Source organism: Pseudomonas sp. H1_F01 (assembly GCF_054681425.1).
In genome coordinates this window covers 4,352,178-4,369,296 of sequence record NZ_CP162823.1, presented here as the reverse complement: position 1 = coordinate 4,369,296, position 17,119 = coordinate 4,352,178, and the positions used below count along the sequence as shown (strand labels likewise).

Here is a 17,119-nt window from a genome sequence, read left to right as displayed (position 1 = left end):
AAGGTTGAACAAACAAAATGATTTGGCGCGAAATACCGTCTTCGGAATTCGCCTTATCGAACCTCTGCATATCTGTTTACCCTAGAAATCGCCTCACGCCATTCCGGAAACAACTCGATGGCCAGCGCTTGCATGGTTTCTAGCGCTGATGGCGAGCGTTGTGTACGTGACCGGCGCGTTTCAACTCGGTGGACGGGTAGGCCGAGGGAGGCAGCATTGAGGTACGCCACGCGGTCCGGAACTGCGGTGTCTAGAACCGGAATATTGGTACCGCCAGCAAAGGTCTCGCGCAGGCCACGAGTAATCATCCGGGTGTCCATCCGAATGGTGTTTACTTGGTTCAGCAGCAGTCGCAACGGCGGCGGTGTAATGCCCATGTGACGGAAAGGTTCGAGCTCACGGAACAGCTTCAACGTGCCGCGACGTAACTCTCGGGCAGCCAACATTTCCGGCGTAACGGGAGAGAGCGCAAGGTCGGTAGCGAGGATGGCCATCTCCAGCAGCACACTACGTGCGCCTTGGGTGTCGATCAACAGCAGGTCATAACGTGGGCGGAAAGTGTCGAGCAAATTGCGCAGCCGTAATCGCCCGTCAGGGGCGTGCAGCAGCAATGTATTCAGCTGGCCTTGATCATCGTTGGAGAGGATCAGATCGAGACCGACGACCTCGGTCGTGGAGATTATCTGTGCAGGATCTGTCTGGTTAAGCGCAATGAGTTCGTATGCACCGGCGATGGCCTCGTGGTTCAAGGCGAAATAGCTGGAGAGGGTGGGTTGGCTATCCAGATCGAGCAGCAGGACGCGTAGGCCAGCATCAGCCAGCAGACCGCCGAGATTGGCTGCTACTGTGGTTTTGCCCACGCCACCTTTGGTGGACACCACTGATACCACACGCATGGCATCAGGCCTGCTGTGCCAAACGCTCAATGATCCACTGTTCGATCTCCAGCGAGTCCCAGCCGACGGCGCGCAGTCCAATGCGTTTGGCATGAGGGAATTTACCTTCCCTCATCAAGTTGTAGATGTGCGCACGCTTGAAGCCGGTTTTCCGCTCCACTTCCTCACGCCGCATGATGTGACGTACGACCGATGGTTGATTTGCTTCAGTGATGGGGGCGGGATGGCTGGGCATAATGGTCACTCCTGGCTTCGATTGACGCGTAGTGGGAAGTGATCTGAATTAAATAGTGGAAGAGACGTGGCGTCATTGCGCCGCAACGGGAGTGATTGCAGTGCAATCCGCCTCATCGATTTATGAGGTTGCGCTTACCAGCAGCAAATTTTTCGTCCAGCGTACGCTTGGTTATGCCCGGTACGTTTTTATAATGAGCGGTTAGCGCGTCAACGATGGCCGCTTGGGACTGGAAAACCGACAATGGTTTTCCAGCCGGGGACTTGTCGAGAAACAGATTGACCATCGCCCCGATAATGTTGAGATAGACGGATTCGCTGCGATCGCTGATTTTACGATTGGTCTTGAGCAAGTCGTGTATGTTCTTTCTTTCCAATCCGATGGCTTCAAGGTCGTTAAGCAGCTGCTGATGAGCTGCGTCCAAACTCTTTATTTGCACTTGCAAAGCATCACGATCACCTTGCAGTGTTAAGTATGTTTCAATGCTAATGGCTCCTTTTTGATTGGGCCCCTCCCCAAAGAGAAACGCTGGTCGTTGGTCAGGATAATATCGCGACATCCAAAATCTTAGATCAGTGTGGCGGACGGTTATGTGGTCGTAATTAACGGGAGTACCAATGGCCACTGGCACGCCGAAACACCCATAAGCGAGCTCCCCGTGTTGAATGGCATCGATAATTTTTTCCGTATTTGCATGCAGGCAGGGCCACTGCGGGAAGCAATTTTTGAGCCGGCTTGGGCAGCGCTGAGCCACTTCGAGTATTTCTTTTTCGTAGGTAATCAAGTTGCACCAACGCAAGGCTGCATCAATGGGCCTATAAAAAAGTTTTGCATAGAGGTTGCAGCTTTGAGTCGCATACATAAAGCGTCACTCCATTGAGATTTTTTGCTCCTGATTTTGCAAGTTGGTGTATGATTGTTCGGCCGCATGAGTTGGGGGTTTATCGATGAGGTTGGTGTGTAGTTGTCGTTTAATATTATTGTTGTGCGTGGTTTATGTAGTGAATAGTATGTTTGGTCTGTTGTGAAGGGGGGTGAGTTGTTTGTCTTGTGTTTATATGAGTCGGTTTTTATTTGCCTTCTTGTCGAGAGGGAGCTCTAATTTTATGGTGATAAAAATTTATGATTATTCAGAATAATCTACTGCATTCCTTCGTCGCGAAAATGACAAATTATTGATTAATTCTGCCATATTTGAAGGTGGGCTCACCATTACTATGTCGCTGATGCCTGAGGCGGGCGAAGGCGCCAGGTACCCGGACTGTTCTCCGGTACTTGGCGGCGTTTGCGCAAACTTCAAATCAGTGAATTTGGCGCAAATGTTGTTAAGCAGAGGGCCGCACCGCACAGCACCCCCAGGCCACGCAGAACACATAGCTACCTACTGGATGAGCTGCGAATATTAGGATCACCCTAGCCGTCCTTTGAGCCTCAAGTTTGAGACGAACCCAGTGCCTGGCGCAAATCGTCGACAAGGTCCTCAATCGCCTCGTTTCTTCCGACAGACGAAATCATTTCTGGTTTCACGCCAGCCTTCGCTTGTTCCTGCTTGTTCATCTGCCGATGAGTAGTGGAAGCAGGATAGTTGTGGCGTGGTGACGTTATTGTCACCTGCGCGGGTTAGAGTTTGAATCGCATAGTGGATCGCCGCGCTACCGGTCGATACGGCCAGACCTGCTATGCCACCTTCGAGGGCGGCCATGCGTTGTTCCAGCGCATCATTGTTGGGATTCATGATTCTGGTGTAAATGTTGCCTGGCAGGTCCAGATTGAATAGGTCGGCGCCGTGTTGGGCGTTATCGAATTCGAATGCAACGTTCTGGTAGATAGGCACTGCCACGGCCTTGGTGGTCGGGTCGGACTTGAAACCATGGTGCAGCGCGATGGTGGCGTCTTCCATGATTGGTATTGATCCCTAAAAGTATTCCAATTTTTGTAGCGTGAAGAACTGTAAAAATTTATTATGCCGATCTTTGAGTACTTTGATCCAATAAGTCGAATCTACCGAAGGGATGTGCCCCCTACGCTGCTCGCAGATTAATATGCAGGCATCCCACCTTCACGCATTCGAGGCAACATTAGACGCGGCTACAGATAGCCCTGATCTCCTCCGAGCACGACTCCACTGTCGAATAAAGGGCCCAGATAGGATCTGATTGCCACGTTTCAGCGCCATAAAGCCGCCGCACGACCTTGCCGTTAGGTTCGGACAGCTTAGTTCGCCGACTGCTTAGGGACCGTCTTAGATTCATGCGTGAATGAATATCGAACAGGGGGTGGGGTATGAACCGTGGAGACAGTGGAATTCGGGAGAATTTTGGATTTCGGGTTTATGATCGAGTCCTTCCAGAGCGGCAAAGCAGTCTCACCCCACAGTGCTCAATGTTTCTTTAAAGCAGAGTTTCGAACACCTCGAAACTAATAACGTGAGAAGGACCTGCAATGATTCAGAGGGAAAGTGATTGTGCATCGAGGCTGCATCACGCCAGGCGATTTTTATAATCCAGCGTTTGGAGCTTGTAGCTGGTGTGAGGTTGTAGTCAACGCAGTGTGGCGAAATTCGCTTTATATTTTTTAGTGGCGACAGAACCTCCATGCACAGGTTGTCATTCATTTGTGCTTATCCATTTGTACTTGTAGCTCAATTGTATTGATTGCCAGCTTTGACATATGAAGGTCTCTGACGCAGAATATGGCGGGAGGTATTTAGGAAAATTATTTTTATGAGAACTAAATTCTGGATCCCCAAGACCTTGGCCTCTGCGATATTTGTAGAGGTGATAGATTGTTTTTGAGATGGGAATAATTTATAGAAAAACTGTTGCGAGAAAATGACAAAATATTGATCATGTCCGCCAGATTTGGACGGATCTTGGCCCAAATGAGCAGACCCTTTGGGTCTTCTCCAGCGGTAGATGAGATTACTTTAGGTTTGGAAAAGGCAATGTTGTATAAAAAGCACCGCTGCGTTGTAGGTGTGGAATGTTAATGGGTCGATTTGAAGCGTGTGCGATGCTCCTTGGGTGTGATGCCAAAATTCTTCACAAACCTTCTGATAAGGGTCGACTCACTACCAAGTCCGCAGTGCTGGGCTATGGTCTTGAGTGGGCTGTTTGAATTTGTCAGCATATCGCGGGCCGCATCTAATCGAAGTATCTCTACCATTTTGCTTGGCGTTTTTCCCATAGATTCTGAATACTTACGTGTAAATGTTCTTTCACTCATGTTCATGAAATTTGCGAGCACTGGCACTGTTAAATCGGTGCTTAGATTCTCATGAATCCAGGCGTGTAAAGCTGAGAACTGGCTGCTCTTCGATTGCAAGATCAAGGATGGACTGAATTGATTCTGATCTCCCGAACGTTTGAGAAACATTACCAGATGTCGAGCAACCTCTAGTGCAACGGCGTGTCCCAGGTCTTCTTCTACGATGGATAGCGCTAGGTCAATTCCTGATGTAACACCTGCAGATGTCCATATGTATTCATCATTAACAAATATAGGGCCACGCTTAACTATTATTGATGGAAAAAGTCTCTCCAGTTCGTCATACGCGGACCAGTGAGTGGTTACTTTTCGTCCGTCCAGTTTCCCGGCAAAAGCTAGTGCGAATATGCCAGTGCAAACAGAAATCAACCGCTTGGCTTTTTCTGTGTGGTTTATGAAGTGCGTGGCAAACTTTGGATCTTTGCAGAAATCATGAATGCCTGGTCCGCCAGGTATAACTAATGTATGCGGCGAAGAGGTTTCTGCTTGCAGAGTTTCAGTGGTTACTGAAAAATTCGAGCATATCTCAGTGGTCTGGGTTAACGCTAAAATAGAAATCGCATACGGTTGGTGATCGGGGCGGGAAAAGCGGTTGGCTGCCATGAACACGTCTAGAGGTCCTGCCAAGTCAAGTAAACTTACTTTCGGGTAGGTTATGAATTGTATGGATTTGGGACCCATAAATAGCTACTCCATGAGAAACAAAATCTGGATTCGTTCATCTGACGACTCGCTGAGTAATTTTGAGTACCCGAGCGGCCCCCGCAATAGATATCTATAGGCCTTTTGATAAATGTCATGAGCTTCTGGTGAGTGGCGCTGCTCGAGCGCTAAAACAAGCCCATCCATGACTACAGTTTACGTAAAAATTTCTGCCCTACGGCGAGAAGCGTGACATTTAGCTTGGGGAAAAGCTTCGGTATCGCGCTACGGCTTGGAGAGCTCGCCAGCATAAGATCTCAAGTGCCAGTCGTGGCTGCTTTGCCGGACGTCGTTCCTAGCGGGCCTCGACCGTTAGGTTGACGTAACCGTCCGGGCAATACACCTTCATGACGCCATCGCTTAAGGCGATGGTGTCCACCTAAATTACGCGGACACAATCATCCTTATTGGCCGAGGTCGGAAGGTGTGTTCGCCGGCCCCTTACTGTGTTCAATCAGTGGGTGGAGTTCCGCAGGCTGAGCCTGAAGGAAGGGCGTCAAAGCACGCGCTCGGAGATATTAAGGATCTTCAATAAAGACGTTCTGCCGATACTGGGCAACTCCAAGCATCGCTGAGAGTGCCTCAGATACTCTGTCCATACTCTCTATCACTGTGCTAGCAATAGCGTTTCCCTGAGCCAAATTGCGTACATCTTCGTTGGGGCGACGACCCTCAAGTGTTCGAATCCTCGAAGCTGAAGGTCGATTACCCAACGAGTTGCAGCCATGAGTGTATTGGGCAACCCATCGCGAGAGCATGTCCGGTAACTGTGTTGGATTGTCACCTAATGTTCGCTCAATGGTTTGACCCCAGGCAACGATGGCCATGGCTGCTGCCGGTTAGTAAGGCTGCTTGGGTATTGGTTGCTTGTTCATACCGTCCTGCATTGGCGTCATCTTTATGGACGTGAGCAAGGCGATGATTGCTGTCCACTGCTGATGAAATAGCTGTTGAGTTGGATTGATCCTTAAGAATCGTCGAGACATGGCTGAGGCTTAAAACCGGTAGGCAATTCATACCCGTCTCCAGCATTTTGGGCATAAGTGTGTTCGGTGGCGATCCCTGGATGGTCCAGAGAAAACTGACGCACCTTCTCGCCTGAACGCTCTGCGCGGTCGAGGCGTGCGGCTGCTTGCTGGATAAGCTGTGATCGAGTATGACTAGGGTCTCTTAGTGAGGATTGACGATGGCAGCCCGGGTGCGCAGCACCAGCACGCCGCCAAGGGCGATGAACAGGGCCAGCACATAGAGGGCGAGGCTGGCGCTCTGGGTGGTGTCGCGCATCCAGCCGATCAGGTAGGGCGCGAAGAATGAGGCGATGCTGCCAAAGGAGCTGATCAGCGCGATACCGGCGGCCTGGGTGCCGTTGGACAGGAAGGCCGGCGGCAATTGCCAGAACATCGGCAGCGCCGCACTGGCGCCCATGCCAGCGACGATCAGGCCTGCCAGCACCAGGGTCGGGTTGCCAGGTGAGAGCCCGGCGACCGCAATGCCCAGCGCTGCCATCAACAGTGGCACGCACAGGTGCCAGCGGCGTTCGCGATGGCGGTCGGACGAGCGCCCGCAACCGATCATGAAAAAGCAGCCGGCCAGGTAGGGCACCGCGCTGAGCAGCCCGACCTTGCCGTCGCTGCCGATGCCGGCGCCATGGATCAGGGTCGGCATCCAGAAGGCCAGGGTGTTCACCGCCAGCATCACGGCGAAGTACACCGCCACCAGCAACCACACCTGGCGGTTGTGCAGAATTGCGGAAAACGAGGTGATGGATTTTCGCTGTTCTTCGCTGTGCAGTTGCTCACGCAGGTGTTGTTTTTGCGCAGGTGTCAGCCAGGTGACGCTCTCGAAATTGTCCGGCAGGCATTTGAGCACCACCAGCCCGAGCAGAATCACCGGCGCGCCCTCAATCACGAACATCCACTGCCAGCCGCGCAGGCCGCCCAGGTCATGAAAATTCTCAAGGATGCCGCCCGAGAGCGGCCCGCCGATCACCCCGGCCATTGGCACCGCTATCGCAAACAAGGCAGTGATTTGTGCGCGCCGACCGGCCGGGTACCAGCGGTTCAGGAACACTAGGATGCCCGGAAAGAAACCCGCCTCGGCGACCCCGAGCAAAAAGCGCAGCACATAGAAGCCCGTCGCGCTTTCGACCAGGAACATGCAGGTCGACAGTGCGCCCCACACCACCATCAGCGTGGCGATCCATCGCCGTGGGCCGACGCGGTCCAGGGCCATGTTGCTTGGCACGCCGAACAGCGCGTAGGCGATGAAGAACAGGCCGGCGCCGAACCCGTAGACGGTGTCGCTGAAGTTGAGGTCGGCGCTCATCTGCATCTTGGCGAAGCCGATGTTGATGCGGTCTAGGTGGGCGAACAGGTAGCAGATCAGCAACAGCGGCATCAGCCGCCAGGTGATGGCGCTGTGGGTGCGGTCGCGGGCGACGGTTGCAAGGGTGTCGGCGGTATTGGCTGTGCTCATGGTTTTATACTTTTTGTCTGAGAGGCCGATGGGACGAACGGGCTGGGGCGGGTTAACTCACCTGTGCCTTGAGGAAGGCGTGCACATTGTTCTGCTTGAAATTGAGCTGCTCGTGCAATTCGGCCATTTCAAACGATAAGGCCAGCATGCGTTGGGCTTGCAGCTCGGCGAAGTGCGCGATGATCACGTCGAAGAGTTTTTCGGCGACGGCCTGCCGTGTCGCCAGGTCGCGGCCATGGCTGACCTTGAGGGTCATGTGCACGAAGGCGTAGTCGTGCTTGCCGTCGGCCATGCGCCAGGTGTCCAGGCGCACGCCGCGGCTGCGGATGCCGCCCTGCGGGAATACGCCGCTGTCGCCCAGGGTGGCGTGGACTGTTTCGAACAGGCCGAGCAGGTCCGCCTGCTGTTCGATGTTGTCGGTGTACTCAGCGATGAAGTGGGGCATGGTGGGCTCCTTCAGGTCGCGCGGGGATGCCGGGCGGCCATGCGGTCAAACAGGGAAAATGGCGTTGATCTGCCCGGTGCCCGAGCTGCCGAAGGGTTCGGTGATGATCTCGGCGGGCTGGGTGTAATCCGGCCCTCCGAGCAACCCCAAAAGCATGGCGGTGTCGTGCATCTTGCCTTCGCCAAAGCAGTGCTCGGCGTAGTCGGGGAGCATGGCGCAGAATTCTTTCCAGCGGCCCTGGCGCCACAGTTCCACCACATGCAGGTCGACCTGTTTGTCGAACTCGCGCGTCCAGCTGTGGATATTGGCTTCGGCATTGCGGTCGTCCGAGAAGCGGTGCGACAGCGACCCCGAGGCCAGCACCACGACTTTGCGGTCGCTCTTTTCGATGGCCCGACGTACGGCGGCGCCGAAGGTGAAGCTGTCTTGCAGACGATGCCAGGCGCACCAGGCGGCAATCGATACCACGTTAAGTTTCTGATCCTTCGGTACGCCCATGTGCATGTAGCGCATCGGCACCAGGGTGCCGTATTCCAGCTCCAGGCTCGGAATATTGTGGGCCAGGGTACGCACGTCGGCGGCGTTGGCCTCAAGCGCGATCAGCTCGCCCAGCTCAGGGCTGCCGGGATACTCGTACTCCATGTTCTTGATGAAGTGCGGCAGCTCGTTGCTGGTGTAGATGCCTTTGAAGTGGTCGCCGCTGTTGACGTGGTAGGCGCTGTTGACCAGCCAATGCACGTCGAACACCACGGCGGTGTCGGCGCCCAGTTCACGGGCACGCCGGCCGATTTCCTTGTGGCCGGCAATCGCCGCCTCACGGCAGCCATGGTGTTTGCCGGGCAGCTCCGACAAATACATCGAGGGGACGTGGCAGATTTTCGCGGCCAGGACGACTTCGCCCATGATGATTCTCCTGAAATTGTTGTTGTCTTAGGGGATTCCGGTGTTGCTCAACCCCCCAGCGTGGAATGTGATGACTGCCCATCGAGATGCACACGTTTTTGATCTAGGCGAACGCCTCGAAGCTGTACTGGCTGCCTCCATGACTGGTGTCGGAACCTTGATTATCTGTTCGAGGAGTTGAGCGCAGAGATGGTGAGTTATCGTCCCGGGCGTAGCGCGGCGCTGGATAGTTTGACGCGACTGACCATGGTGAGCTTGTTGTGCCTGTTTTCCAACTCGTTGGAAGCAAGGCCGGCTTTTCCACCGGTTCAATTAATCGATTGAAGCTCATTCCCTGCAACATTGACCCTTTTCGCGTTACGCTGACGGTATCGGGGTGGCGGAAGCATGGTTCAATGACGTGTGTCGGAGTATCGCCGACCTGCCGCCCAAACGGTCTATGATGGAACGTCTGATGCAGGAAGCTAAACGTCTGCTGCTGTTCACAGGCAGTTCCGTCAATGAAATCTGCTATCAGCTTGGGTTCAAGGATCCGGCTTACTTCTGTCGGTTCTTCCAGCGCTACGCGCAGATCATTCCGAGGGAGTATCACCAGCGGTAGCCGGGGTTGCGTTGAGCAGAGCATAGGTGAATTGGCTGTTGTCTTATTAATTTTGTGCTGATGATCATGGCCGCCGATTGGGTACGTAAAAATGGCTTTTACGGTGAATTAATTGCACTTTTCAGAGTACTTTGGCAGGAGATGCATTGATCTTGACTGAGGGAGGGATGGGCAAGCGGGGCGTTGGGCCGGTAGGCTGGCGACACTAAGCTGCCGAATCGCCTATTCCAGTATTTCTATATGGCTCCCCCTAGACTTCCCCTGACGCTGGCGTTATTGCAAGCCCGCGAAGCCGCAATGGCATTTTTTCGACCGGCACTTAACAAGCACAATCAGACGGAACAGCAATGGCGGATCATTCGGATATTGCGTCAGCAGGGGAAGCCTGAGAGCCATCAGCTTGCTCACCATGCTTGCATTCTCGTGCCAAGCATGACCGGGGTTCTCAGTCGGCTGGAGCGCGATGGCCTCGTGCGTCGCCAGAAATCCAGTCATGGTGTGCATTGCAGCCGCAAATCATTGTGCTGTTTCTGCGCAAGCCTTTGCGAAAAACTAACCGAGTTTAAGTTGACGCGCGCGGTTAGTGACGGGCTGAATCAGTGCTTTCATCCAGGGGGGAGCTGATGTTCAGTTTGCCCATGCATTGCGGCAGTTCGTCCATGATTGGATTGAGCTGGAAGCGATGGACAGAGAAACGCTTGCTCGTAGCGCAGATTTTTCTAGGATTCAGGAATTCGGCTTCGATAATGCCGCTTACAGCCCTGGCCAGTTCGACATCACGCAGGAAGCGTGCGGAGTTTTCGTCCAGTTCAAGCGTGGTCTGGGTCAGTCTGGCCCCCATGGCACTCTCGCCGATAGCGATACCGGTCGGTATCGAGCCGGTGAACGAAACCTTGTCTGTGCCCGGGGGTTCGACCAAACCTCTGCCTACTAGAGCCGCCACCGATCAAAATGTTCAGCGCACCCGCGGGAATATTGGCTTCAATTGCCAATTCGGGGTTCTGCGGAATGGCAAGATTTCCTTAAGCAAGGCCTGGGGCCAGATGCTCCATGTGCTGATGGACCAGCTTCGCAGGGACGGTCTGGACAGCCAAGACTCCATTGACGAGGGCAAGGCTGTGCAGTAGGCCTTTGTCTGGTTGTTGGCGTTAGTGTTCGACGTCAGTGGCTCAGCGGGAGATGGTCAGGCATCTATTGATCATGGCTATGTTGCGTCGTCGTTAAGTGAAGTCGCAGCGCCAAGAACGTTACTTATCGAAGCTACATATCGTTTGGCGAGAATATTCGACTCACCTAAAAAGGGAGAAAACTGTGTCAATCAGCAGTGCTATAGGAACCATTTCCTAACCGGCTGAAAATCGCAGCGAGATAAGTGCAAGAGCCCTACGCTAGTGAAGTCACGACCGATACCACGATTTTTTGAGACTCTTCGCATTACCAGCCGACTCAATCAGGCCCAGAAATTGCTCGGACGCCCGGGTTAATTACAGAGGCATGCCATGCAAATCAACCAAATGACTATGACGAGTTATGAGCTTGACTTGTTCGCTCAAGTCGTCTGGCGACTCCGCACAGGTGGCGCGGGTGACGACGTGCGTCAGCAGGTGCTTGGTGATGTTACGCTGTTACTGCGGTCGGACTTTGGAGCTTCGTACCTTTGGGATAGTGGACTGAGTCGATCAACCCGTTGCGCGGCGGTCAATATTGATGCGCAAATGCTTAGGGAGTATGACAAGCGAATTCACGTGAACGATATCTTAACACCGGCATTGAGATCCAAGCGCCAAGCTATCTGTGTCGACGACGTGATCAGTCGGCGAAGCTTAGAGCAAAGTGAGCTCTACGCCGAATTCCTCAAGCCGTGCTGGATGCACCATGGAGTGAACATTTTCTTCTTCAACCAAGGTCGGGATGTGGGTGATTTGCGCATATGGCGTAGCGTCGATCAACCTGCGTTTGGAATTAGAGAGCTTTCACTGCTTAACGCGCTCACACCCTATTTTCAGAAAGCACTTGCAGCTGAAATGCCTCCTAAGGGTGCTTTGAGTCCACGAGAACGGGCTGTTGTAGAGCACGTTGCGGCAGGTAGAAGCGATAAAGAGATCGCCCGTATAATGTCCATAGGTTTCACCACGGTTCGAACTCATTTGAAGAACGCGATGATCAAGACAAACTCTGGTAATCGAACCGAGCTTGCCATGCGTATGGGCGCGCACTGACACCTCCTCATTAATGAGGATGTTTGACGGATATTTCCATGTGCGTAAATGAATAATCGAGACCTGCAGTGGGGATCGAATGATTCGCAAGGAATATCCGTGAAGACCAGACTCTCTTGCTTAGCGATCGGCCTTATGGCAGCAAGCGCTGGCGTATCGGCGTCGGACATACCGAAAGACTTCTACTTGATGAGCGCTGAGCAGACGGCACAAGCCATCTGCGCGAAGAAGGTTTCCAGTCAATCGGTTGTCAGCTACTGGCTGGGCCGCATTGACGCGCATCCCGAGCTCAACGCTTTCATTTCTTTAAACCCAAAGAGAGCCTTGAGCGAGGCACGTGCTGCTGATGCGCGACTCGCTAAGGGTGAGCAGTGCCTTCCCTTGGGTGGCGTCCCTATAGCGATAAAGGACAACATTCAGGTCATTGGTTTTGCGAACACAGCCGGTACTCCAGCTCTCGTTAATTTCTTTCCGAAGGTAAATGCGCCGATTATCGATAAGCTTCAGGCCGCAGGCGCCATTGTGATCGGCAAGACCAATATGCATGAGCTCTCGTTTGGCGCTACCGGTTACAACACGGCCTTTCATCTTCCACGGCTGATCGGTGTACGCAATGCGTTTGATAACTCTCGCATTGCCGGTGGTTCGTCATCGGGGAGTGCCGCCGCCCTGGGGGCTCGGTTGATTCCGATCGCAATGGGAACGGACACAGGTGGCTCAAGCCGTGCGCCCTGCGCGTTGAATGGCTGTGTTGGATTTCGCCCAACGGTTGGGCGATACAGCAGTGTAGGCATCACACCTATTTCGACCAGTCGCGATACGGCAGGCCCAATGGCCAACAGCGTCGGAGATATCATACTGCTGGATTCGATTCTCAGCGGTGCCTCTCTTCTGAAGCCAATACCTGCCCATCATATTCGACTGGGCATTCCAGATTTCTTCTGGGCTGATCTAGAACCGGAAGTCTCGGCACAAGCTAACGCCGCTGTAGAGAAGCTCCGCAGTTCGGGAGTTGAGATCGTCTCAGTCAGCATGCCGGGTATGGGGCAATTGGCATCAGCTGTGGCAACGCCAGTTGCGATAATGGAAGCGCGTAAGGCCCTGACTGACTACCTGAAATCACAATCCACCGGAGTGTCATTCGAAACCCTGGCCACCAAAATTTCGAGTCCCGACGTCCAAGGTATTTTCTCGGCTATGGTGGTGCCTGGTAATGTCGTTGGGTCTGATGGAAAGATGATTCCTGGCGGCCCGGCTTATGCGCAAGCGATCAAGACGGGTATCCCAGCCTTGCTAGCTCTCTATAAAAAGACATTCGAGGAGAACAAGCTCGATGCTCTTCTGTTCCCCACGGTTCCAGAGGTGGCAATCAAGGCCGGCCCTGACGCCGGAACGCCTCAAAAATTTGGTCGGATTATTCGAAATACCGACCCGAGCAGCAACGTGAAGATGCCTGGTCTTAGTATTCCGGTAGGTGTTGGGAAAGAGTCCGGACTTCCTGTAGGAATGGAGATTGACGGATTGCCTGGAACGGATGCCCAACTTCTGGCAATCGGTCGCACACTTGAGTCGATCTGGGGGCCTGGCCCACTTTCGCCCATCGCACACTGATCGACTGGTCTTACCTTAAGCGCAACTGCACTGGCTGCGCGACCAAAAACCTTTCTCGGATTAAATGAATGAACGCGATCTCACTCGTCGCAGGTACTTCTGCGCGCCGATTTTGTGTAACCGCTGGTTTGGCTTTGGGTAGTATGGCGAACTCGGCATGGGCCGATTCGTCGACCACAGACAGTAGTCCAGTCAAGGCACACCTGATCGTTATCGATCTGATGCTGGAGAACCTTAACACTGGACCTCGCCCCCATACATTCGCCAACGCTGGTGCAGTTTTCGCTGGCGCCGATTTTGACATGTCAAAAATCATGGGGTTGACAGGCGGCACGTTCCAGTTTGAATACACATTCTTTCCGTGGATGCGCAATGAAGGTCAGCCGACTGCTAACGCTTGGCAAGGAGCCACAGGTAGTGCACTAGGTGGCGCAGCTATGCGTAACGACATAGACAAGGGATATCTGTCGAAGTTTGAATACCAACAAATGCTGTTGGATAACCATCTTGAGATCGACGTTGGTCGTAGCAATCCTAAGCGGCATTTTTACATCATAAATTGCGAAAACTGGGTTACTTGTAATGACCCAATCATTGAAAACACCACCGGAATATTACCTTACCCATACGGTAGCTGGGGCGGTTACTCGCGTTACTCATTCGACAATGGTCAGTACATACATGCTGGCGCTTTCGAGTCCAACCCTACTCATTACATCAAACGCACCAAGGGGTGGAACTGGGACCCGGGCGACGCGAGTGGTATCACTTGGTTGGCAGGCATCGGTGCTCAAAAAAACTTCGCGCAGACTCCCTTGGCCTATCACTACGAGCTTAATAGTTTTTACAATACCTCCGAACAGACCGACATATTGGATGGCTCGACCCGTCGTGGAAGCAGCGGCTTAATTTACCGCTTTATGCAAACGCTATCTCGCGAAGGCGGTTCTTCTGCCGGAAACCCAGACAAAGCGTGGCAAGTATTCGGCGCATGGACTTGGAGTGCTGACGATCTACAGCCTTTCGAACACTTCGTGGAGGCAGGTATAACCCGTGTTGGCCCATTCGGGCGCCCTCAAGATTCAGTCAGCTTGAAAGCGAGCTATCTACGTTTGGGAGACAAGCAAGTTCAATATCAGCATGACCAGCGACTTCTGGCCACCGGTGTTGACCAAGGAGTGTCGAAAGGAGAGTCGCGAGTAGAGCTCAACATGGTGTGGCAGGCGACACCTTATCTAGCACTCCAGCCAAGCGTGCAGTACGTGTTCAACCCCAGCAACTTCTACAATCCACAGGCCGAGGTTAGCAGCAATGGAGCCGTCGTCGGATTGCAGATAGTTTATAATTTGGGATCTCAAATTGGCCTTTAAATCCCAGTTCTGATCACTGATCACTGATCAGACCTCAGCCGCTCTGCGTAGAATATCAACATAATCTTTCTCCTGGTTTGTGTTAGGTGGCAGGGATGCCGAAAAGATTACCGGGGCCGCAAGAAAATTATACCCCAGGCAGTAAAGTTCGTGTACATGATGGTGACATCGCCAGAACAGTTACGGGTATAGCGTAGGTTGACATAGCGGACAACTAATTTGGTGGTGTGGATGCTTTCATCAATAACGCAGGTATCTTCAATTCCAAGTTTTCGTGCTGCTGGTTTTTCCGTAACTCTTTGTCTTAAAATAAAATTTTCTTATTTCCAGGCTTCGAGAAATAAATCGCAGTAGTCGCACCTTGTCCACGCCCAGCAGGCTAACGGAATAATTGAGAGAGGAGAGTTTGGCAATAACGGTGTTAGTCTTCTGGTCAGCGAGCAGATATTGACCATCCGGAGCGGGCTTACAGTTCATCAGCGAGCAAATGCTATTAAGGACATTTGTAGAGTGATAGTCAGAAATTTGCTTTTTGAACGCTGATAACAAAGGCTTGCGTATGCGATACGGATACGCAAGCCTTTGATGGCTAGGAGTAAATTAGACGGATAATGTCCTTTGTGGTCTCGATGTAGCCGTCGACGTCCTCGTCAGTCATCGGAAGTGTGAGTCCTACCTGGCCACGGTGGACAGGATAGTAGCCGCGAGTCGCCATTTCCAATGCGTAGATGCCCATGCTGTTTTCGTCGATTTTATGCCAGTAGTCACGATGCGTGTTGATGGTCTGACCTAGCTCTCTAGTGAATGCATAGGCGAATACCGAAAAGGAGCCGAAAACGGTAAACGGATATTTGGATTCTTTCGCCCAAGTATTCAGCTCGAATTTGATCTTAGCCGCCATTTCGTTGAGTCGTGCATAAGCCTTCTCATCCATGGCCTTAAGGCAGGCAATGCCCGCTGCGCATGCCAATGGGTGGCCATGGTGGGTGCCCGAGATCATGACCTGGTTTTCCTCGATGACTCGAAAAACCTCTTTGCTACCGCCCACCGCCCCGATAGGTAGGCCCCCACCGATCATTTTGCCGAGGACTGTCAAATCTGGCTTGATTTGATACTCGCTTTGCAGACCCTTTATATTCGCTCGAAGTGTGATGGTCTCATCAGCGATTAAGAGGATTCCCAGTTCCTTTGTAAGAGTTCGAAGCTTTTGCACGAAATCTTTATCGAGCTCTACGATACCTCCCGCGCAGGTCTGTAACTCCATGATCAGACACGCGATTTCTTCCGCATTGCCCCGGAGAATTTTTTCGCAAGACTCGAAGTCGTTTTGAGTTAAAACGATGACGTTGTCGCTTTTATACGCAGGGATCCCATCGGAATCTGGAAGTGCCTTAGGATTAGTATCCGGGCCGGGGAAATTGTTCGGGTTAGGGTGAGCCGAGATCGCTAGGTCGTCGGAAAAACCGTGGTAACCACCTTCAAATTTCGCAATTTTTTTACGTGCAGTATAGCCTCGTGCGATCCGCACGGCACTCAAGCATGCCTCACTGGCAGAGCAAAAGAATTTAACCTGCTCAACGGAGTCAATGCGCTCGCAAATCAGTTTGGCAAGATCGAGCTCGTGATTCGTAGGGTTCCCAAATGAGAATCCATTTGGCAGCGTTTCGTGAATTGCCGTTATGATCGCTGGATGATTGTGGCCCAATACATTAGTGGCGAAATTATTATTGAGGTCGAGTAGCTTTTTTCCTTCGATAGTATGAAGATATTGAGCCTCGCCCTTATCGATGAAAATCGCATGTGGGCCATAGCCAAATGTTCGTCTGCTAAAACCTCCTGGAATGTATTCCTTTCCTTTCGAGGTTTCTTTCTTTGAAAGGTGAAAGGCTTCAGAGAAATTATTTAGCGACTGCTGGTAATTAAGCTTCATGGCTATTTCCAAAGTTACTTAAATTATGGTTGTTTTGAAAGTCTCAGACTTGCCAATGGTTTATGCATATTTCTATCTTGGGATTCGACACCGAAATTAAAATTCATGAGGTGCCGGATTGTTCCGGATTATAATCACTAGTACAGCTTCTGTTCCTGTGCACTTGACTAAAGCTTAGGCCATAGTATTTTTCCTGTTAGTATCAGAGCAATGGTCATTTGTAGATCGTTTGATCAGGTTTCGTGATCGCTGGTATTTTCAAGAAGCCTCCATAGACTGAAAGCTATATCGTTGAAAATAATGCGTAGCCTCTTCAATTTCCTGAATCGAAAGGACTCAAACTGAAGGGCTTGAATTGGGAAGTAATGCTGCTTCGGCGCAGCCGAGGCTGGGGCGCCGGTGTGTTACCGTGGAAAAAGGCTTTGTTACCGACTGCTTCCTACCTGCCCATGATGCGTACTGGCT

Annotated in this window: 13 protein-coding genes and 5 pseudogenes; 5 read left to right on the top strand and 13 right to left on the bottom strand. The window is 52.3% G+C overall.

Annotated elements, in window-relative coordinates:
* Positions 1-53 precede the first annotated feature (53 nt).
* The 11 genes and pseudogenes from AB4O09_RS19645 to AB4O09_RS19595 form a co-directional block, all read right to left on the bottom strand.
* A complete protein-coding gene (locus tag AB4O09_RS19645; RefSeq protein ID WP_460107372.1) occupies positions 54-896 on the bottom strand; it encodes a ParA family protein in 843 nt (280 codons plus the stop codon).
* Positions 897-900: 4 nt separating this feature from the next.
* Entirely contained in the window at positions 901-1,131 is a 231-nt protein-coding gene (locus AB4O09_RS19640) for an AlpA family transcriptional regulator (RefSeq protein ID WP_027912495.1), read from the bottom strand.
* A gap of 112 nt (positions 1,132-1,243) precedes the next feature.
* Entirely contained in the window at positions 1,244-1,993 is a 750-nt protein-coding gene (locus AB4O09_RS19635) for a hypothetical protein (protein ID WP_027912494.1), read from the bottom strand.
* Between the two features lie 720 nt (positions 1,994-2,713).
* Positions 2,714-3,031 (bottom strand): annotated as a pseudogene (locus AB4O09_RS19630) (PLP-dependent transferase); the annotation flags it as partial.
* Positions 3,032-4,116: 1,085 nt separating this feature from the next.
* Positions 4,117-5,001, bottom strand: coding sequence for a GlxA family transcriptional regulator (locus AB4O09_RS19625; RefSeq protein ID WP_250962431.1), 885 nt, complete (start codon positions 4,999-5,001; stop codon positions 4,117-4,119).
* Positions 5,002-5,895: 894 nt separating this feature from the next.
* On the bottom strand, positions 5,896-6,141 hold the full coding sequence (locus AB4O09_RS19620; RefSeq protein WP_155953889.1) for a hypothetical protein: 246 nt from the start codon (positions 6,139-6,141) through the stop codon (positions 5,896-5,898).
* Positions 6,137-6,241, bottom strand: a pseudogene (locus tag AB4O09_RS19615) (2-oxo-hept-4-ene-1,7-dioate hydratase); the annotation flags it as partial. The gene AB4O09_RS19620 and the pseudogene AB4O09_RS19615, both read right to left, overlap by 5 nt.
* Positions 6,242-6,270: 29 nt before the next feature.
* Positions 6,271-7,575 carry an MFS transporter gene (locus AB4O09_RS19610; protein WP_027912492.1) on the bottom strand — a complete coding sequence of 435 codons (1,305 nt, stop codon included), beginning with the start codon at positions 7,573-7,575 and terminating at the stop codon, positions 6,271-6,273.
* A 52-nt stretch (positions 7,576-7,627) separates the two neighbouring features.
* Positions 7,628-8,020, bottom strand: a complete 393-nt coding sequence (locus AB4O09_RS19605; protein WP_027912491.1) for a tautomerase family protein — start codon at positions 8,018-8,020, stop codon at positions 7,628-7,630.
* 45 nt (positions 8,021-8,065) lie between these two features.
* Entirely contained in the window at positions 8,066-8,923 is an 858-nt protein-coding gene (hpaD, locus tag AB4O09_RS19600; RefSeq protein WP_027912490.1) for a 3,4-dihydroxyphenylacetate 2,3-dioxygenase, read from the bottom strand.
* A gap of 49 nt (positions 8,924-8,972) precedes the next feature.
* Positions 8,973-9,059, bottom strand: a pseudogene (locus tag AB4O09_RS19595) (hypothetical protein); the annotation flags it as partial.
* Between the two features lie 14 nt (positions 9,060-9,073).
* Here AB4O09_RS19595 and AB4O09_RS19590 point away from each other — a divergent pair.
* Together AB4O09_RS19590 and AB4O09_RS19585 are read left to right on the top strand one after the other, a co-directional pair.
* A pseudogene (locus tag AB4O09_RS19590) lies at positions 9,074-9,524 on the top strand (helix-turn-helix domain-containing protein); the annotation flags it as partial.
* Between the two features lie 240 nt (positions 9,525-9,764).
* Positions 9,765-10,016 (top strand): annotated as a pseudogene (locus tag AB4O09_RS19585) (MarR family transcriptional regulator); the annotation flags it as partial.
* Positions 10,017-10,104: 88 nt separating this feature from the next.
* Here AB4O09_RS19585 and AB4O09_RS19580 read toward each other — a convergent pair.
* On the bottom strand, positions 10,105-10,443 hold the full coding sequence (locus AB4O09_RS19580; RefSeq protein WP_460069555.1) for an aldehyde dehydrogenase family protein: 339 nt from the start codon (positions 10,441-10,443) through the stop codon (positions 10,105-10,107).
* 580 nt (positions 10,444-11,023) lie between these two features.
* On the opposite strand from AB4O09_RS19580, the gene AB4O09_RS19575 reads away from it, so the two are divergent.
* The 3 genes from AB4O09_RS19575 to AB4O09_RS19565 all read left to right on the top strand — a co-directional run bounded on the left by AB4O09_RS19575 (position 11,024) and on the right by AB4O09_RS19565 (position 14,724).
* Positions 11,024-11,743 carry a helix-turn-helix transcriptional regulator gene (locus AB4O09_RS19575; protein WP_027912486.1) on the top strand — a complete coding sequence of 240 codons (720 nt, stop codon included), beginning with the start codon at positions 11,024-11,026 and terminating at the stop codon, positions 11,741-11,743.
* A gap of 99 nt (positions 11,744-11,842) precedes the next feature.
* Positions 11,843-13,354, top strand: coding sequence for an indoleacetamide hydrolase (gene iaaH, locus AB4O09_RS19570; RefSeq protein WP_027912485.1), 1,512 nt, complete (start codon positions 11,843-11,845; stop codon positions 13,352-13,354).
* A gap of 68 nt (positions 13,355-13,422) precedes the next feature.
* A complete protein-coding gene (locus AB4O09_RS19565; RefSeq protein ID WP_027912484.1) occupies positions 13,423-14,724 on the top strand; it encodes a carbohydrate porin in 1,302 nt (433 codons plus the stop codon).
* Between the two features lie 589 nt (positions 14,725-15,313).
* On the opposite strand, the gene AB4O09_RS19560 is transcribed toward AB4O09_RS19565, so the two are convergent.
* Positions 15,314-16,654 carry an aspartate aminotransferase family protein gene (locus tag AB4O09_RS19560; protein ID WP_025214395.1) on the bottom strand — a complete coding sequence of 447 codons (1,341 nt, stop codon included), beginning with the start codon at positions 16,652-16,654 and terminating at the stop codon, positions 15,314-15,316.
* Between the last annotated feature and the right edge of the window lie 465 nt (positions 16,655-17,119).

What these genes read in the sequence shown, in the direction of transcription:
- AB4O09_RS19645 (WP_460107372.1), bottom strand. Translation starts at nt 896, where the DNA reads ATGCGTGTGGTATCAGTGGTGTCCACCAAAGGTGGCGTGGGCAAAACC.
- AB4O09_RS19640 (WP_027912495.1), bottom strand. Translation starts at nt 1,131, where the DNA reads ATGCCCAGCCATCCCGCCCCCATCACTGAAGCAAATCAACCATCGGTC.
- AB4O09_RS19635 (WP_027912494.1), bottom strand. Translation starts at nt 1,993, where the DNA reads ATGTATGCGACTCAAAGCTGCAACCTCTATGCAAAACTTTTTTATAGG.
- AB4O09_RS19625 (WP_250962431.1), bottom strand. Translation starts at nt 5,001, where the DNA reads ATGGCAGCCAACCGCTTTTCCCGCCCCGATCACCAACCGTATGCGATT.
- AB4O09_RS19620 (WP_155953889.1), bottom strand. Translation starts at nt 6,141, where the DNA reads ATGCCCAAAATGCTGGAGACGGGTATGAATTGCCTACCGGTTTTAAGC.
- AB4O09_RS19610 (WP_027912492.1), bottom strand. Translation starts at nt 7,575, where the DNA reads ATGAGCACAGCCAATACCGCCGACACCCTTGCAACCGTCGCCCGCGAC.
- AB4O09_RS19605 (WP_027912491.1), bottom strand. Translation starts at nt 8,020, where the DNA reads ATGCCCCACTTCATCGCTGAGTACACCGACAACATCGAACAGCAGGCG.
- hpaD (WP_027912490.1), bottom strand. Translation starts at nt 8,923, where the DNA reads ATGGGCGAAGTCGTCCTGGCCGCGAAAATCTGCCACGTCCCCTCGATG.
- AB4O09_RS19575 (WP_027912486.1), top strand. Translation starts at nt 11,024, where the DNA reads ATGCAAATCAACCAAATGACTATGACGAGTTATGAGCTTGACTTGTTC.
- AB4O09_RS19565 (WP_027912484.1), top strand. Translation starts at nt 13,423, where the DNA reads ATGAACGCGATCTCACTCGTCGCAGGTACTTCTGCGCGCCGATTTTGT.
- AB4O09_RS19560 (WP_025214395.1), bottom strand. Translation starts at nt 16,654, where the DNA reads ATGAAGCTTAATTACCAGCAGTCGCTAAATAATTTCTCTGAAGCCTTT.